14 protein-coding genes are annotated in these 14,727 nt (G+C 69.0%); 6 read left to right on the top strand and 8 right to left on the bottom strand.

Annotation, left to right across the window (positions count from 1 at the left end; translation table 11 throughout):
* Positions 1-8 precede the first annotated feature (8 nt).
* The 3 genes from F3K02_RS00795 to F3K02_RS00785 all read left to right on the top strand — a co-directional run bounded on the left by F3K02_RS00795 (position 9) and on the right by F3K02_RS00785 (position 2,928).
* Entirely contained in the window at positions 9-1,286 is a 1,278-nt protein-coding gene (locus F3K02_RS00795; protein ID WP_177132290.1) for an O-acetylhomoserine aminocarboxypropyltransferase/cysteine synthase family protein, read from the top strand.
* Between the two features lie 119 nt (positions 1,287-1,405).
* Positions 1,406-2,191 (top strand): alpha/beta hydrolase, encoded by a 786-nt coding sequence (locus F3K02_RS00790; protein ID WP_177132288.1) that lies wholly within the window; start codon positions 1,406-1,408, stop codon positions 2,189-2,191.
* 140 nt (positions 2,192-2,331) lie between these two features.
* Positions 2,332-2,928, top strand: coding sequence for an OmpW/AlkL family protein (locus F3K02_RS00785; protein ID WP_177132286.1), 597 nt, complete (start codon positions 2,332-2,334; stop codon positions 2,926-2,928).
* Between the two features lie 63 nt (positions 2,929-2,991).
* Here F3K02_RS00785 and F3K02_RS00780 read toward each other — a convergent pair whose 3' ends face one another.
* Together F3K02_RS00780 and F3K02_RS00775 are read right to left on the bottom strand one after the other, a co-directional pair.
* Positions 2,992-5,163, bottom strand: coding sequence for a sensor histidine kinase (locus F3K02_RS00780; protein ID WP_177132283.1), 2,172 nt, complete (start codon positions 5,161-5,163; stop codon positions 2,992-2,994).
* Positions 5,160-5,906: a response regulator transcription factor gene (locus tag F3K02_RS00775; RefSeq protein WP_068171038.1), complete on the bottom strand. Its 747-nt coding sequence runs from the start codon at positions 5,904-5,906 to the stop codon at positions 5,160-5,162. Before F3K02_RS00775 ends, F3K02_RS00780 begins: the two co-directional genes overlap by 4 nt.
* A gap of 184 nt (positions 5,907-6,090) precedes the next feature.
* On the opposite strand from F3K02_RS00775, the gene F3K02_RS00770 reads away from it, so the two are divergent.
* The gene (locus F3K02_RS00770; RefSeq protein ID WP_177132281.1) at positions 6,091-7,392 is read left to right on the top strand and encodes an SPFH domain-containing protein; all 1,302 of its coding nucleotides are present in this window, start codon (positions 6,091-6,093) and stop codon (positions 7,390-7,392) included.
* Positions 7,389-8,948 carry a hypothetical protein gene (locus F3K02_RS00765; protein ID WP_246309045.1) on the top strand — a complete coding sequence of 520 codons (1,560 nt, stop codon included), beginning with the start codon at positions 7,389-7,391 and terminating at the stop codon, positions 8,946-8,948. Before F3K02_RS00770 ends, F3K02_RS00765 begins: the two co-directional genes overlap by 4 nt.
* 94 nt (positions 8,949-9,042) lie before the next feature.
* Here F3K02_RS00765 and F3K02_RS00760 read toward each other — a convergent pair whose 3' ends face one another.
* Genes F3K02_RS00760 through paaA form a run of 5 tightly spaced genes read right to left on the bottom strand, consistent with a single transcriptional unit; the run spans position 9,043 to position 12,856 of the window.
* Positions 9,043-10,152, bottom strand: coding sequence for a 2Fe-2S iron-sulfur cluster-binding protein (locus F3K02_RS00760; protein ID WP_177132278.1), 1,110 nt, complete (start codon positions 10,150-10,152; stop codon positions 9,043-9,045).
* 4 nt (positions 10,153-10,156) lie between these two features.
* Positions 10,157-10,681 (bottom strand): 1,2-phenylacetyl-CoA epoxidase subunit PaaD, encoded by a 525-nt coding sequence (paaD, locus tag F3K02_RS00755; RefSeq protein WP_177132276.1) that lies wholly within the window; start codon positions 10,679-10,681, stop codon positions 10,157-10,159.
* Between the two features lie 5 nt (positions 10,682-10,686).
* Complete coding sequence (paaC, locus tag F3K02_RS00750; protein WP_177132274.1) at positions 10,687-11,529, bottom strand: 1,2-phenylacetyl-CoA epoxidase subunit PaaC; 843 nt, start codon at positions 11,527-11,529, stop codon at positions 10,687-10,689.
* The gene (gene paaB / locus F3K02_RS00745) at positions 11,529-11,837 is read right to left on the bottom strand and encodes a 1,2-phenylacetyl-CoA epoxidase subunit PaaB (RefSeq protein ID WP_177132272.1); all 309 of its coding nucleotides are present in this window, start codon (positions 11,835-11,837) and stop codon (positions 11,529-11,531) included. The genes paaC and paaB overlap by 1 nt, the downstream gene beginning before the upstream one ends.
* A complete protein-coding gene (gene paaA, locus F3K02_RS00740) occupies positions 11,834-12,856 on the bottom strand; it encodes a 1,2-phenylacetyl-CoA epoxidase subunit PaaA (RefSeq protein ID WP_177132269.1) in 1,023 nt (340 codons plus the stop codon). Before paaA ends, paaB begins: the two co-directional genes overlap by 4 nt.
* A gap of 158 nt (positions 12,857-13,014) precedes the next feature.
* Here paaA and F3K02_RS27365 point away from each other — a divergent pair, with 158 nt between their 5' ends.
* Positions 13,015-13,641 carry a CAP domain-containing protein gene (locus F3K02_RS27365; protein WP_246309043.1) on the top strand — a complete coding sequence of 209 codons (627 nt, stop codon included), beginning with the start codon at positions 13,015-13,017 and terminating at the stop codon, positions 13,639-13,641.
* 39 nt (positions 13,642-13,680) lie between these two features.
* On the opposite strand, the gene F3K02_RS00730 is transcribed toward F3K02_RS27365, so the two are convergent.
* On the bottom strand, positions 13,681-14,595 hold the full coding sequence (locus F3K02_RS00730; protein ID WP_177132268.1) for a 23S rRNA (adenine(2030)-N(6))-methyltransferase RlmJ: 915 nt from the start codon (positions 14,593-14,595) through the stop codon (positions 13,681-13,683).
* Positions 14,596-14,727: the final 132 nt, after the last annotated feature.

Raw genomic sequence — 14,727 nt, 5'->3', positions numbered from 1 at the left:
GAGACCGCATGAAAATCGAAACCATCGCCGTGCACGGCGGCTACACCCCCGACCCCACCACCAAGGCGGTGGCGGTGCCGATCTACCAGACCGTGGCCTACGCGTTCGACGACACGCAGCACGGCGCCGACCTGTTCGACCTCAAGGTCGCCGGCAACATCTACAGCCGCATCATGAACCCGACCAACGGCGTGCTCGAAGCGCGCCTGGCCGCGCTCGAAGGCGGCGTGGGCGCACTCGCCATGGCCTCGGGCATGGCCGCCATCACGGCGGCCATCCAGACCATCGCCGAGACCGGCGACAACATCGTCTCGGCCTCCACGCTGTACGGTGGCACCTACAACCTGTTCGCCCACACCTTCCCGCAGCAGGGCATCACGGTGCGCTTCGCCGACCCGCGCGACCCGGCTGCGTTTGCGGCGCTGATCGACGAGCGCACCAAGGCGATCTACTGCGAATCGGTGGGCAACCCGCTGGGCAACGTGACCGACATCGGTGCGCTGGCCGCCGTGGCCCACGCCGCCGGCGTGCCGCTGATCGTGGACAACACGGTCTCCAGCCCCTACCTGTGCCGCCCGTTCGAACACGGCGCCGACATCGTGGTGCACTCGCTGACCAAATACCTCGGCGGCCACGGCACCACCATCGGTGGCGCCATCGTGGACAGCGGCAAGTTCCCCTGGGCCGAACACAAGGCGCGCTTCAAGCGCCTGAACGAACCCGACGTGAGCTACCACGGTGTGGTCTACACCGAAGCGCTGGGCGTGGCCGCCTACATCGGTCGCGCCCGCGTGGTGCCGTTGCGCAACATGGGCGCGGCGCTGTCGCCCATGAACGCGTTCCAGATCCTGCAGGGCATCGAGACCCTGGCCTTGCGCATGGACCGCATCTGCGACAACGCGGTGAAGGTCGCCACGCACCTGCAGAACCACCCCAAGGTGGACTGGGTCAACTACGCCGGGCTGTCCGACCACAAGGACCACGCGCTGGTGCAGAAATACATGGGCGGCAAGGCGTCCGGCATCATCAGCTTCGGCCTGAAGTCCAGCGATGCGATCGCAGCCGGCGCGCGTTTCCAGGACGCACTGATGCTCTTCACGCGCCTGGTGAACATCGGCGACGCCAAGTCGCTCGCCTGCCACCCGGCCACCACCACGCACCGCCAGCTCAACCCCGACGAAATGAAGAAGGCCGGCGTGAGCCCCGAGATGGTTCGCCTGTCGATCGGCATCGAGCACATCGACGACCTGATCGCCGATCTGGAGCAGGCGCTGAGCAAGGTGTGACCCCCCTGCGCCGCGTTGCGGCGTCCCCCCAGGGGGACCACGCCCTTGGACCGGCGAAGCCGGATCTTCGGCGTGCGCTGGGATGGGGCACGCGCTCCGGTGGTGGAGTTGAACCTGCCATGCGAATCCTCCAGGCTCTGCGCCTGATGCGGCTCTGGGCGGCTGCTGGGCTGGCGCTGCTGTACCTGGCGGGCTGCACCGACAGGGATGCCTGGCAACGTTCGATGCTGTACCACCCGCAGCCGGCCCGGCAGGCGGGTGAATCGCTGATGCTGCCGGTGGACGGCGCCACACTGCAGATCAGCCTGCGGTTGAGGCCCGGCGCGCCGGCAATCCTGTATTTCGGTGGCAACGCCGAGGACGTGTCGGGCACTTTGCCGCAGCTGGCGCGCCTGTTTCCTGGCCATGCGCTGTACCTGATGCACTACCGCGGCTACGGGCAGAGCACGGGCGAGCCCAGCGAGCCCGCCTTGCACGCAGACGCCCTCGCGCTGTACGAGCATGTGCGGCGCGAGCACACGGAGATCAAGCTGATCGGCCGCAGCCTGGGCAGTGGCGTCGCCGCCCGCCTCGCGAGCGAGCAGGCTGTGGCCCGGCTGGCCCTGATCACGCCCTACGACAGCATCGAGAACGTGGCGGTCGAACACTACCCCTGGTTGCCGGTGCGCTGGCTGATCCGGGACCGTTTCGATTCGGCGGCTGTGGCCGGTCGCATCAGTGCGCCCACCACGCTCATCGCCGCCGAACACGACACGTTGATTCGACCCGGACGCACGGCGCAACTCGCCCGGCACTTCAAGCCGGGTGTGGCGCGTTCGGTCGTGGTGCCGGGCTCCAACCACAACGACATTGGCACCCATCCGGTCTACGAGCGTGCGCTGGTGGAAGCGCTGGCTGCGGATTGATCTGAATCAATTCGCTTGCATTTCCAGCGCCGCACCGTGTTTGTGCACGGTGCCGTTTGATCTTTCGCAAGGGGGTCCCATGCCGGGTCTCCTGTAATGCCTGCCGGGAATGTTCCCGTATCAAGGACTGAAGGAAGACCATGAAGAAGCACATCGTTGCCGTAGCCGCACTCTGCTTGCTGGGTTCGGGCGCAGCACTGGCGCAGGACTTCAAGGCGGGAAACCTGCTGGTGCGTGCCCGCGCCGTTCACCTGGACAGCGCCAACAAGGACAGCACGGGCCTGGACCTCGCCGTCAACGACAAGTGGCTGCCCGAAGTGGATTTCACCTATTTCATGAGTTCGAACCTGGCGGCCGAACTGATCCTGACCGTGCCCCAGAAGCACACGCTGACCGCGGGCGGCGCCCCCATCGGCAGCCTGAAGCACCTGCCCCCCACCTTGACGGTGCAGTACCACTTCACGGACCTGGGAGCCTTCAAGCCGTACGTGGGCGCGGGCCTCAACTACACCCGCTTCAGCTCGGTGAACCTGCCCGCTGGCGTGGACATCAAGCGCAACAGCTTCGGTCTGGCGCTGCAGGCGGGCATGGACTTTCGCCTGACGGACACGATGTACCTGAACGTCGACGTGAAGAAGGTCCAGATCGCCACCAAGGTGAGCGCGGGAGGCACCGAGATCGGCAAGCTGAAGGTGGACCCGCTGTTGCTGGGTGTCGGTGTGGGCTGGAAATTCTGACACCCAAGCGTTTCACCTGAGTGCAAGCCCGGCGCGTCCAGCGTCCGGGTTTTTTTTGTGCGCTCAGACCGTCCGGGCCAGCCCCAGCGTGAACACCACGCCATCGGCCACGTTGCGCGCCTGCACCGTGCCGCCCATCTTGCCCATGTAGGTCTTGACCACGAACAGGCCCTGGCCGCGGTGGCCTTCGGTCGGCGGCAGGTCGGACACACCGTAGTCAAAAATGCGCGGCAGCAGCGCCGCGTCGATCGCCGGCCCCTGGTTGTGCACCGCGATCCAGGCGTGTTGCGGGTCGGCCGTCAGTGACAGCGTGATGGCCGTGCCCGGTGTGCGGCAGCGCTGGGCGTTGCGCAGCAGGTGCGTGACCACGTCTTCCAGCGCGAAGCCATCGGCCCGCACCTGCAGGCCCGCCAGCCCGGGGTTGTCCGCGTCCAGATACCGCACGCCGTCGATGCCGGAGAAGTGCGCGTTGTCGGCGATCTGCCGCAGGAAGGCGTGGATGTCCAGCCGCTCGCTGGCCATGTCGGCCGCGACGATCGCCTCGCTCGGGGACGCGTGGCCGTACAGCACCTTGACGGCCTGCTGCATGCGCTGCACGTAGCGGTGGCTCGGGTCCTCGGGCCGGCCGTGCAACACCATCAGCGACTGCAGCGGCGACATGATCTCGTGCCCCACGGCGTGCCACATGTCCAGCTCCTGCTGGGCGCGCTGGTGTTCGCGCGAGATGTCGTTCTTCACCCTCTGCAGCAGGTCGGACAGGCCCCCGGCCAGGATGCCGAGTTCGTCGCTGCCACGCAGATCGCTCACGTCCAGGTCGGCGAGTCGGTTTTCCGGCAAGGGCGCGTGCACGTTGTACGACACCGCCGCGGCGCGCCGGGTGAGCTGGGTCACGCGGCGGATGAGGCCGATCTCGATCAGCAGCCAGGCCAGCACGATCGCGCCCAGCATGGCCCCGACCAGCCAGAGCAGGCGCGTGGCGACGATGCTGATGCGGCGCTCCACCGTGCGCACGTCGCCCGTCAGCGTGATCTCGAAGCGGCCCACCGGCGTGGCCACGGTGTCCACCGCCTGCAGCAGCGGCACCCGGGTGTCCACCGGCAGCAGGCCCACGATGTGGCGCACCCAGGGCGATTCACGCTCCCCCGGGTCGGCGCTGCCGTGCAGGGTCTGCGTGGCGGGGGGGCGCGTGAGGCCCGGGGCCAGGGTGCTGGCCAATCGCTGGATCCGCAGGCTTTCGCCCGGCAGCAGGGACTGCGCCAGCTCGGCCAGCGCGGACGGCTCGGCCTGGCGCGGCGCGGCGGTGTCCAGCAGTTGCGCGGACGCGGGCCCCACGATCTGCAGCCCCACGCGGATGTCGCCGAGATCGGCGGGCGGCCAGACCACCCGGGCGGGCGGCAGGTTGGCCACGCGCAGGGCGTCCGAGGGCAGGCGGATGGAGTAGAACGCGCGGCGCGGGCAGTCGGGCTGCGCCTGACCCTCCTCGGCGCAGTCCGGGCTTTGCCAGACCCAGCCGCGGAAGTCCCGCACCGGGCGGGTCTTGCGTTGCAGCGTGTCCGGCTCCGCGCCGGCCTCGGGTGCCCGAAAGCCGGCCCAGCGCCCCACCAGCGGCGCCTGCGGCTGGCCACGGGTGCGGGTCACCAGCTCCAGCGGCGCGATCCAGCGGGTGGTCTGGCCGCGCAGCGTCAGGTGCACCCGGGCGCGGTGCACGTCCTGCAACTCAAGCTGGCCCCGCTCGCGGCCCACCAGCGGCGGGCTGACGAAGCTGCCCGCGAGGTAGACGAAGCCGCCTGCGTAGGGGTTGCTGCCGATCGCCGCGCAGGCGCTGGAGCCGTCCTGGAACAACACGGCGCAACCCGAACTCTCCAGCGCCTGCTGGGCCTTGAACGGGTCGTCGAAGTCGAGCGCGCCAAAGGGCAGCAGCAGCGGCGACAGCTCGACGCCCTGGCCGGGCGTGGCCGGTGTGTGCTGCGGATTGAGCAGGGCGAGCTGACCGGCCGGGTGGCGCAGGCGCGCGAGGATCTCCGACTGGGTCTTGCGAAAGCTGTTCTGGTAGTTGAGGTAGCTGCGCTCTTTTTCGTGCCGCAGCACGGTCAGCGCCAGGCCCAGCGTGGCCAGCACCAGCAGCGCAAAGACGGCGCGAAAGAAGATGCGCCGTCGAAAGCCGGCCAGCCCCAGGCGCGGCACGCCGAGCTTGCCCATGCGAAAGCGGGGCAGGTCGAGGCCCGGCACCTTCATGCGGGCTTTCGGCCGGGCGCGGAAACCAGGGCCGTGCGCACCCAGCGAAAGCCCCGCATCGGCACGTTCTCGATGCCCTCGAACTGCGGGTCCACCTCGCGGAACGCGTCGCGGATGGTGCTCACGTGTTTGCGCACGTTGTCGCGGTTGCGCCCGCTCTTGACCACGTCGAACAGCTCTTCGTACGACACCACCTCGCCCGCGCGCTGGTGCAGCGTGGCCAGGATGCGTTGCGCGGTCAGCGGCAGGTTGATGCGCTGGCCGCGCCAGATCGGCGTGCGCTGCCACAGCGGGTCCAGGCTCAGCTCGTCGGCGGGCGCCGCCGGTGCGGCCACCGCGGCCTGCTTGCGCGAGACGCGCAGGATGTCCAGAAAGGTCTCGATGAAATCGTGCTCTTCGAAGGTGGTCTTCTGCAGGTAGTCCCAGGCGTCCAGCGCTTTCATGATGCTGCGGTAGATGGCCGCGGGCATGGCCGAGACCACCAGCACCGGCGTGCCCTGGCGGTTCTTGTTGATCGCGTTGATCAGGGCCACGCCGGCATGGCGCTCGTGGCCGAGCTCGATGTCAAGCACCACCAGGTCGTAGGGCACGCGGTTGATGGCGTTTTCCGCGTCGTCGCGGTTGAACCACTGGTCGATCCGGATGTCGGGCCGCGCCGACCGGATCCAGGTGGCCAGCTGTCGGCTGGTGGGTTGATCGTCCTCGATCAGGGCCACGCAAAGGGTCGGGTTGGGGCTGGACATGGTGCGCCATTATGAAATGGCCCCCAGCGCGCGGCGCGGAAGGAATCTTCCGCGGACGAAGCAAATCCGCCGCGGGCCTGAAGCCTCTCGCCCGGCGCCCGCGTTGTAGCTTCCCGGGCCCTTGCGAAGAATCGGGTTCATCGGTTGAGCGGCGTCTGCCCCCCGATCCCCAGGAGTCTTCACCATGTCGTTTTCGCTCAAGCAACTCACCGCCCGCCTGCGCCAGGCCTTCGCCCGGCCGGCACCCGACGCCAGCACGGCGCCGCTGTTCGACGACGGTGCACCGCCGGCACAGCCCCGCCCGCCGCTGAGTCTGCCGCGCCTGCCCCGGCACACCGCCTCGGTGGTGGTGGGGGTCCTGCTGCTGGTCGCCGGTGGCTACACCCTGGTGCGCCACCCGCCCGCGCTGACGATCAACCCGGGCCAGGCGGCGCTGCGCACCAACCAGCTCACCGGCCACCAGCAGGAACTGGGCGCGGGCAATGTCTGGGTGGTGCCCGGCCTGCACCGCCTGCGGGTGCTGTCGCTGCGCGACCAGAACTGGAAGTCGGCCGAGATGGCGCGCCACGACGGGCCGGCGCCGGTGCAGTCGGTGGAAGGACTGTCGCTGGGCGTGGATGTAACGGTGCGCTTTGCGGTCAACCCGGCCCAGCTCGCGCTGGTGGCCAGCCGGCTGCAGGTGGACCCGGGCGCCGAGCTGGTGGACCCGGCCCTGCAGGGCGTGGTCTACAAGACCTTCGCGCGCTACACCGCTCGCGAGATCTTCTCGACCCGGCGCACGGAGATCCAGCAGGCCATGGAAGCCGAACTCAAGCCGAAGCTGGCCGCCGAGGGCCTGATCCTGCGCAACGTGCAGGTGGGCAAGATCGACCTGCCGCCGCAGTACAGCGAGCGCATGGAAACCCTGCTGGCCGAAGAAATGGCCAGCGAAAAGATGCGCTACACGCTGGAGTTGAAAGAAAAACGCGTGAAGGAAAGCGAGCTCGAAGCCAGGGCCGAGATGGTGCAGCGGGAGCTGCAGGCCGAGGCCGCTGGCAAGGTGCAGGTGATCGCCGCCAAGGCGCAGGAAGAGGCGATGAAACACGTGCTGCCCTTCAAGCAGCGCCAGGTGGAGCAGCGCAAGCTCGAAGCCGAGGCCGACAAACAGTCGCGCATCCGCACCGCCGAAGGCAACGCCGAGGCGCGGCGCATCGAAGCCGACGGCGAAGCGCTGGCGCGCCAGCGCCTGGCCCAGGCCGAGGCGTTCCGGCTGGAGGCCGTGGGCAAGGCCAACGCCGAACAGATGGCGCGCGAAGGCAGCCTGCTGAGCCGCCATCCGCTGCTGATCCAGAAGGTCATGGCCGACAAGCTGTCCGACAAGGTGCAGGTCATCATCGCCGCGCCGGGGGCCGACGGCGGCTTCATCGGTTCGGGGCTGCTGGGCCGCCCGGGCAAGGCCGTCGCGCTCGCCTCGGGGGCCGCCGCCGACGAAGGGGAAGAAGAATGAACGGCCCCGCCCACCCACCCGAGGAAGTCGTGAAGAACTGCTTGCACTATGTGGTCACGGCCGTGCTGGCCGCGGCGGCGGCCTGGCTGCTGGTGTTCGTGGCGCCCCCGGCGCACGCCGCCGTGGGGCAGCCGCCGGCGCTGCCGCCGCAGGCGCTGATCGTGCAGGACGCCGTGGCGCTGCGTGCCGCGCCACGCGAGGCAGCGGTCCAGCAGGCCCGGCTGTGGCAGGGCGAGCTGGTGGAGGTCCGCGGCGAGCGCCTGGAGTATGTGCAGGTCTGGGATCACCAGCGCGAACGTGGTGGTTACGTGCGAGCCAGCCAGTTGCGTCGGCTGTCGCTGGACGCGGCCCACGCCGACGAACTGCTGGCGGTGCTGCGCTTCGTCAAGGACAGCGCGGGCAGCGAAGGCCTGGGTTTCGGCTACGGCGCGGCCTGGCTGCGGGCGGCCAGCCCGGCGCAGTTGTCGGGCCCCGTGGGCGCCGAGGTGCTCGATGCCGTGGCCGGCGCGGCACAGCGGTTGGCGCAACGGGCCTCGGCCGCGGGCCTGTCCCGCGGCGCCCAGGAAGCGCTGCTGGGCCAGCTGGACGCGGCGGGGCGCTACGGCATCCGCTTCAACAGCCACGAGCGCGGGGACCGCATGCAGATCTGTTACGACGGTGAACTGTTCACGCGCGTGCTGGCCATGCCCGCGGCCAGCGCCGAGCAGCGCGCCCGCGCCGCGCTGGCCCTGACCGACCCGGCGTGTGAAGACCCCGCGCTCGGTGTGCTGCAGCGCATCCAGCGCCAGGAGGACAGCGCCAGCCTGTTGGACCAGGCCGATGCGTCGGGCCTGCCGCCGGTGCTGAAGAACCGCCTGCAGATGCGGCGCGCCAGCGTCTGGTCGGCGGTGGCCTTCGAGCGCTCGCGTGGTGCCCCGGGCGGTGCGCACGCCACCGCCGCCGAGCGCGCGCTGGAGGCGCTGGCGCGGGTGGACCCGCAGGGCCTGCCCGACACCGACGCGGGCCTGATGAACGATGCGGTGATGCGCGTGAACGCCTCGCGCTGGGCGGCGGTTCCCGCCAGCATTCAGAGCAAGGGTCTGCAGCTGCGCACCAGCCCCGGCGCGCAGGCGGGGCAGACCTGCGTGAGCCTGCACGGCGGCGCGGCGGGCAGCGCGCCGCTGTGGACGCAGTGCAGCCACGGCGTGGTGTGGCCGGCCTCGTTCAGCGTGAACCGCGAAGGCAATGCCGCAGCGCTGGCGGTGCAGCCGATGGCGGGGTGGCGCGAACTCTGGCTGCTGCGCAAGCAGGCCGGGGGCTGGACGCTGAGCGTGTTGTCGCCGGCGCCCACCCTGCCGGGCATCGGCTACGCCGAACTCGCGGGCTGGGTGCCGGGAGGGCGCCAGGTGCTGGTGGCGCGCGAAGCCCGGGGCGAGGGCCGGTACCAGCGGCGCTACGAAGTGCTCGACCTGGCCACGCTCGCCCCCCAGCGCCAGGCCAGCGACCCGAGCGTGCTGGGCGCTTTCCAGCGCTGGCAGATGCCACAGTGGAAGCAGCAGAGCGTGAGCTTGCGTTGAGGGCTGGGTATCCACTCGCAGCGGGTGCCCCTCGCGCCTGCCGCAGCAAACCATCGAAAAAGCTCCTTGAAAGGAGCGTCTGAGAACCCGTGGCTCAGCGCTCGTCGTAGCTCACCACGAGCCGGTCGGTCGTCGGCCGCGCCTGGCAGCTCAGCACGAAGCCCTTGTCGGTTTCCCAGGGTTCGAGCGTGAAGTTCTTGTCCATGGTGACGGCGCCTTCCACCACCTTGGCGCGGCAGGTGCAGCACACCCCACCGCGGCACGACCAGGGCAGGTCAAGGCCGGCGTTGAGCGCCACATCCAGCACATGTTCGTCCTTGCCCATGCGCAACTGGTGCGGCTTGCCATCGAGCACTACGGTCAACGCCACTTCGCCATCGGTGCGGACCGCCGGGTGGCCGAGCACCGCGGCCTGGCGCTGATCGGCGGGCAGGGCTTCCAACGTCGGTGAAGTGAACCGTTCGGTGTGCACGCGGTCGGGCCGCACACCGGCGTCGAGCAGCGCCTGCTGCGTGGCTTCGATCATGGCGTCGGGGCCGCAGATGAACACCTCGTCCATGCTGCCCACCGGCAGCAGCGCGGCGATGATGGCGCGCACCTTGTCGCCGTCGATGCGGCCTTCGAGCAGCGGGACTTCCTGCGCCTGGCGCGAGAGCACGTGGATCAGCGTGAGGCGGCCGGGGTAGCGGTCTTTCAGATCCTGCAGCGCCTCGTTGAACATCACGCTGGCCATGCGCCGGTTGCCGAAAACGAGCGTGAATTGGCTGTCGGCCGATTCCTCCAGCGTGCTGGCCATGATGGACAGGATGGGCGTGATGCCCGAGCCGGCCGCGAAGCCGACACGGTGCAGGGCGCGTGGCTTGTGCACGGTGAAGCGGCCGTCGGGCGGCATCACGCGCAGCGCGTCCCCGGCCTTCAGCTCGGTGGCGGCCCAGTTCGAGAACACACCGCCTTCGACCGGCCGGATGCCCAGCGTGAGTTCGCCCTGTTGCGTGAGCAGGCTGCGCGGGCTGCTGATGGAGTAGCTGCGCCGCACGTCCTGCCCGCCGATGGTGGTGCGCAGCGTGAGGAACTGGCCCGGCTCGAAGGCGAAGGTGTCGCGCAGCTCCGGCGGAATGTGCAGCGACACCGCCACCGACCCGGCGGCCTCGGGGTGGATGCGCGAGACGGTGAGGTCGTGGAAGCGAGGGACGGCGTTGCTCATGGTGTCAGTACGGCTTGAAGTAGTCGAAGGGTTCCAGGCAGTCGAGGCACTTGAAGAGTGCTTTGCAGGCGGTTGAACCGAACGGCGAGGTTTCGGTCGTGTTGTTTGAGCCGCACTGGGGGCAGGGCACCGCGGTATGCCGGACCGCGTGCCGGCTGAACTTCACCACCCCGGCGGGCGTGTCGGCATGGCTGCCGCATTGCGGCGGCGCGATGCCATAGGCGCGCAGCTTCTCGCGCGCGGCCTCGCTCATCCAGTCGGTGGTCCAGGCGGGCGAGAGCTGCGTGATGACGCGGCCGGGCAGCCCTGCAGCGCTCAGGGCCGCGTGGATGTCGTCCTCGATCTGGCCCATGGCCGGGCAGCCGCTGTAGGTGGGCGTGATGACCACTTCCGGCACGCCGTCGGCCCCCTCGCGTACGTCGCGCAGGATGCCCAGCTCGCGCAGGCTGATGACCGGAATCTCCGGGTCGGCCAGGTGCGCCAGCGCCTCGGTGACGGCCTGCAGCGAAGCGTGGGTGGCCGCATCCATGGTGTTCACCAGACGGCGGTCGGGTGCGCCCGGGCCAGGCTCTGCATCTCGGCCAGCAGGAAGCCCAGGTGCTCCGAGTGCACGCCCACATGGCCTTGGGCCACGTAGCCCGCGTGCGGCTGGTCATGGCGCGTGAGCGTGGCTTCGGCCAGGGTGTCGTTGATCAGGGCGTTCCAGTGATCGCGCAGCGTTCGCACGTCCACGCCACTTCCATCGGCTGCGGCGGCCTGTTCGGCGGGGGAAGGCTGCCAGAAGGCTTCGCAATAGGGCAGCAGGTGGTCCAGCGCCGCCTGCGCGCGGCGCTGCGATTCATCGGTGCCGTCGCCAAAGCGCACCAGCCAGTCCGACGCGTGGCGCAGGTGGTAACGCACTTCCTTCAGGGACTTGGCCGCGATGGCAGCCAGTTGCGCGTCCTTCGACGCCTGCAGGCTGTCCCACACCAGCACCATGAGCGCGCTGACGAGGAAGTTGCGCGCGATGGTCACGGCGTAGTCGCGCTCGCTCACCGCGTAGCCCACCAGCGGGCCGTGGTGCGGCAGCTCCATCAGCGTGTGGTTGCGGAACTCGGCGGTGTCGCGGAAGTAGGCCAGCGTGTCTTCGGCGATCTGGCCGTTCTGGCGCGCGCCCTGAAGGTGCGCGAAACGCTGGGCCTCGGCCGGGTCGGCGTTGATGAGGCTGGCCGCGTGCTGGTAGAGCAGCCGCGCCTGGCCGATCAGGTCCAGGCTGTTGTTGGCCAGCGCCAGGTCTTCTTCGAGGACGGGGCCGTGGCCGCACCATTCGGCGTTGCGCTGGCCGAGCACCAGGGCGTTGTCGGCCAGGTGCAATACATAGTCAACCGGCGCCGCCATCACATGTGCCCCACTTTTTCGGGGATTTCGTAGAAGGTCGGGTGGCGGTAGATCTTGTCGGCCGCCGGATCGAAGAAGCTGTCCTTGCTGTCGGGTTCGCTGGCGGTGATGGCGTTGGACGGCAACACCCAGATGCTCACGCCTTCCTGGCGGCGGGTGTAGACGTCGCGCGCCATCTGCAGCGCGTGTTGTGCGTCGCTGGCGTGCAGGCTGCCGCAATGTTTGTGTTCCAGGCCCTGCTTGCTGCGGACGAACACTTCCCAGAGCGGCCATTCTTTCAGTGCGGGTGTCGATGCGGGCGCGTTCATGCGGCCTCCTTCAGGTTGCGGGCTTGCTGTTTGGCGGCGTGGGCCATGGCGGCTTCGCGCACCCAGGCGCCTTGCTCGTGGGCTTTCACGCGGGTGGCCAGGCGTTCCTTGTTGCAGGGGCCGTTGCCGTTGACCACGGCCCAGAACTCGTCCCAGTCGATCTGGCCGTAGTCCCAGTGGCCGCGCGCCTCGTTCCACTTCAGGTCGGGGTCGGGCAGGGTCACGCCCAGCACCTCGGCCTGCGGCACGGTGGCGTCGACGAACTTCTGGCGCAGGTCGTCGTTGCTGATGCGTTTGATGCCCCAGCGCATGCCCTGCACGCTGTTGGGGCTGTCGGCGTCGGGCGGGCCGAACATGGCGAGGCATTTCCACCAATAGCGGTTGACGGCGTCCTGCACCATGGCCTTCTGCTCGGCCGTGCCCTGCATCATCACCAGCAGCGCTTCGTAGCCCTGGCGCTGGTGGAAGCTCTCTTCCTTGCAGACGCGGATCATGGCGCGGGCGTAAGGACCGTAAGAGCAGCGGCACAGCGGGATCTGGTTCATGATCGCCGCGCCGTCCACCAGCCAGCCGATCACGCCGACGTCGGCCCAGTTGAGCGTGGGGTAATTGAAGATGGAGCTGTACTTGGCTTTGCCGCTGTGCAGGCCGTCGAGCATCTGGTCACGGCTGGTGCCGAGCGTCTCTGCGGCGCTGTACAGATAGAGGCCGTGGCCGCCTTCGTCCTGCACCTTGGCGATCAGGATGGCCTTGCGTTTCAGGCTGGGCGCGCGGCTGATCCAGTTGCCTTCGGGCAGCATGCCCACGATCTCGCTGTGGGCGTGCTGGCTGATCTGGCGCACCAGGGTCTTGCGGTAGCCGTCGGGCATCCAGTCGCGCGGTTCGATCTTGCCGTCGGCGTCGATCACGGCGTCGAAATGGGTTTGCAAGGCCGTGTCTTCGGCGCTGGCCGGTGCGGCCACGGCCTTCAGCCCGGGCTTGGCCTCGCCGTCGGCGACCGAAAAAGATTGGGTGTACATGCGTGTCTCCTGACCCCGAAACCGGGTGCCGAATGGGGTGAAGCGGCAGTATATGCAATTAACCGACCGATCGGTTGGTTAATTGTCTGGGATCGACTCAGGGTTTTTCCGGGGAGGGGCCGGGCGCACAGGGCGCTCTTTTCCGTACAGTCGGATCCATGTCGCCCACTGACAGGCCTTTCCCTTTTCGCGCCGGCCCCTGGTCGCAACGCTGCGCCCGGTTCACGGTCGCGTTGCTGGCGGGGTTCGCGGCGGGTGGGGTCCACAGCGGACCGGCGGCGGTCGGCGGGACAACGGGCCAGTGGGTGTTTGTCGCGGACCGTGCTTCCGAACGGGTGCCGCTGGATGCCAGCACCGCTTGCGGGCTGCCGGGCTTTCAGACAACGCTGGTTCAGCGCCTCAACGCCGCGCGGGCCGTGGCCCGTTCCTGCGGGAACTCGGTCATGCCGGCCGCCAGTCCGCTGGTGTGGAATCAACGCCTGTTTTCAGCCGCGGCCGGCCATGCCCGGGACATGGCCACCCGGAACTACTTTTCACACACCAGCCTGGACGGGCGCTCCCTGGCCCAGCGGGTCGCGGCCGAGGGCTACCTCTGGACATCGGTAGGCGAGAACCTGGCGGGCGGGCAAGCCACGGTGGACGGCGTCATCGCCGGCTGGCTCTCCAGCCCCGGGCATTGCAGCAACCTCATGAGCCGACAGTTCGAGGCGGTGGGTGTGAGTTGTGTGCGGCAAGCGGGCAGCCGGTTCGGCCACTACTGGGTCATGGTGCTGGCCCGGCCCTGAACACCGGTGCCAGTGCCTTGGCGCCGCAGCGCGGTGGCTTCAGCCGCCGGTGTCGAGCGTCTGGCCTTTGCCGCGGCCCCGACCGAGGTGGGTCAGCAACTGGGGCAAGGCGACCTGCAGCGCCGCTTTCAGCGTGTGGGGCGGGTTGATGACGAACATGCCGCTGGCCGTGAGGCCGGGCCGGTCATCCGGACCGTGGGTGGGGTCTTGCCCGATGGCCAGTGTCGCGTTCAGCCAGGGCCGTTGCGCCTGGTTGCTCAGGGTCTTCAGCCGGCGGGGCAGGTCGTGCGCCTCCGGGCGCGGAATGATCGGGTACCACACCAGATAGGTGCCGGTCGGGAAACGGCGGATGAGTTCCTGTATGCAGGCGCTCACTTTGCCGTAGTCGCTCTTGATCTCGTAACTGGGGTCGATCAGCACCACGGCGCGCTTGGAGCCGGTGGCCGACGGCGGCGGCGGGAGCAAAGGCTTGACGCCTTCAAAGCCGTCCTGCAGCGCCACGGCGATCTGGCGCCCCGCTTCGAGCTGGGCGATGTTGGCGTTGAGGGTGCGGCTGTCGGTCGGGTGCAGCTCGAACAGCTTGAGCTTGTCGCGCGATTCGGTGCGCAGCAGCGAATGCAGCACAAAGGGCGAACCCGGGTAGACGCGCAGCAGCCCCGAGGGGTTGTAGCTGGCGATCAGGTCGAGGTAGTCGTCGATCACCGGCGCGGCGGCCACGGGTGCGGCGCCGGCCGGACGCAGGGCGGCCATCAGCTTGACCACGCCGTCTTTGGCTTCACCCCCGGTCTCCGTGTAGTCACCGTCCAGCCGGTACAGCCCGGCGCCCGCGTGGGTGTCCACCAGGGTGATGCCGGCTTCTTTCTGCATCAGATGGCGCAGTGTGGCGATGAGGGTGATGTGCTTGAGCACGTCGGCGTGGTTGCCGGCGTGGAAGGCGTGTCGGTAACTGAACATGGGGTCGATGGTAGCGCCCCCGGGCGACCCGGTCACCCGCCGCCCATCTGCAACTTGCCAATCGGCACCGATATTTCGTACAATCGAAGGCTTCGCAGCGAAACGCAAGGCTCCGCGACGAAGACCGCACAC

The sequence above is a fragment of the Hydrogenophaga aromaticivorans genome (assembly GCF_013387465.1).
Taxonomy (GTDB): Bacteria; Pseudomonadota; Gammaproteobacteria; order Burkholderiales; family Burkholderiaceae_C; genus Hydrogenophaga; species Hydrogenophaga aromaticivorans.
The sequence above is the reverse complement of the archived record's forward strand: the minus strand, read 5'-3'. Positions and strand labels throughout refer to the sequence as shown.